General features: G+C 69.2%; 2 protein-coding genes and 1 tRNA gene. 2 read left to right on the top strand and 1 reads right to left on the bottom strand.

What is annotated here, in order from left to right; genetic code table 11:
* Positions 1-21: 21 nt before the first annotated feature.
* On the bottom strand, positions 22-492 hold the full coding sequence (locus ACFWGZ_RS40905) for a GatB/YqeY domain-containing protein (protein WP_382456958.1): 471 nt from the start codon (positions 490-492) through the stop codon (positions 22-24).
* A gap of 68 nt (positions 493-560) precedes the next feature.
* Between ACFWGZ_RS40905 and ACFWGZ_RS40900 the strand changes: the two genes are divergently transcribed.
* Together ACFWGZ_RS40900 and ACFWGZ_RS40895 are read left to right on the top strand one after the other, a co-directional pair.
* Positions 561-1,514 carry a metallophosphoesterase gene (locus ACFWGZ_RS40900; protein ID WP_382456957.1) on the top strand — a complete coding sequence of 318 codons (954 nt, stop codon included), beginning with the start codon at positions 561-563 and terminating at the stop codon, positions 1,512-1,514.
* Between the two features lie 19 nt (positions 1,515-1,533).
* Positions 1,534-1,607: transfer RNA gene (locus ACFWGZ_RS40895), tRNA-Pro, on the top strand.
* The last annotated feature ends 1 nt before the right edge of the window (position 1,608 follow it).

The raw sequence follows: 1,608 nt of genomic DNA, 5'->3' as shown, positions 1-1,608 counted from the left end.
CCGCTGCGGCACCTCGGGTTCCTAGTTGGCGAGCCTGGACTTCACGGCGGCGGCGACGCGGCCGCCGTCGGCGCGTCCGGCGACCTCGGCGTTGACGGCCTTCATGACCTGGCCCATCTGCTTGGGTCCCGGCGTCTCGCCGAGCTGCGCGGTCACGGCCTCGACAGCCTTGTCCACAATGGACGCGAGTGCGGCGTCGTCGAGCTGTGCGGGCAGGTAGGTCTCGAGCACCGCGAGCTCCTGGCGCTCCAGCTCGGCCTTCTCGGCCCGGCCGGCACCGTCGAACGCCTCGGCGGCCTCCTTGCGCTTCTTCGCCTCGCGCGAGAGCACCTTCACGACCTCGTCGTCGCTGAGCTCACGGGCCTGCTTGCCCGAGACCTCCTCGTTCGTGACAGCCGTGAGCGCCATCCGCAGCGCACCCGCCGTGACCGTCTCCCGGGCCTTCATGGCCGCAGTCAGGTCGTTCTGCAGCCGCGTCTTCAACTCCGCCATGGCGCAGAACGGTACAGCGCTCCGGATGCCGCGCCGATCGAGTCAACGCCCTTCCGTACCCTTGACGCGTGAACAAGCTCGGCCGAGCCCTCCTCGCCACGACCGCAGTCGGTGCCGCGACCATCGCGTACGCGGCGGGAATCGAGAGGAGGCACTGGACCCTGCGGACGGCGACGGTCCCGGTGCTGTCCCCCGACGCCAAGCCGATCCGCGTGTTGCACATCTCCGACCTGCACATGACGCCGAACCAGGTGTCGAAGCAGCGTTGGGTGGCCTCCCTGGCCGACCTGGACCCGGACTTCGTCGTCAACACGGGCGACAACCTCGCACACAAGGACGCCGTCCCCGGCGTGCTGCGCGCGCTCGGCCCGTTGCTCGACAAGCCGGGCGTGTTCGTCTTCGGCAGCAACGACTACTACGCGCCGAGGCTCAAGAACCCGGTGCGCTACCTGCTGCCGTCCTCCAAGACCAGGCGCATCCACGGCGTGACGCTGCCGTGGCGCGACCTCCGCGCGGGCATGATCGAGCGCGGCTGGGAGGACCTGACGCACCTGCGCAAGACCATCAAGGTCGGCGACCAGGAGATCTTCTGCGCGGGCCTCGACGACCCGCACCTCAAGCGCGACCGCTACGCCGACATCGCGGGCACCCCGGACCCGTCCGCGGCCCTGCGCCTGGGCGTGACGCACTCCCCCGAACCGCGCGTGCTGGACCCGTTCGCCGCCGACGGCTACGACTTCGTGATGGCGGGCCACACCCACGGCGGCCAACTGCGCGTGCCGTTCTACGGCGCCATCGTGACGAACTGCGAACTGGACCGTTCGCGCGCTCGTGGCGTTTCCCGGTGGGGCTCGCACATGTGGATGAACGTGTCCGCCGGCATGGGCACTTCCCCGTATGCGCCGGTGCGGTTCTGCTGCCCTCCGGAAGCTTCCCTGCTGACCCTGGTCCCGAGGACCGTCCTGCCTGGTCAGGGGCGAAATGAGGGGGTCCGATTCGGAGCTGGGGCGGACATGATGTAGAGTTCTACATGTTCCCAGCCGGGGTGTGGCGCAGCTTGGTAGCGCGCTTCGTTCGGGACGAAGAGGTCGCAGGTTCAAATCCTGTCACCCCGAT

The organism is Lentzea sp. NPDC060358 (assembly GCF_042725365.1).
In the GTDB taxonomy this organism is placed as follows: domain Bacteria; phylum Actinomycetota; class Actinomycetes; order Mycobacteriales; family Pseudonocardiaceae; genus Lentzea.
The sequence above is the reverse complement of the archived record's forward strand: the minus strand, read 5'-3'. Positions and strand labels throughout refer to the sequence as shown.

Excerpts from the sequence above, each read along its gene's own strand:
- ACFWGZ_RS40905 (WP_382456958.1), bottom strand. The coding sequence starts at position 492 with ATGGCGGAGTTGAAGACGCGGCTGCAGAACGACCTGACTGCGGCCATG.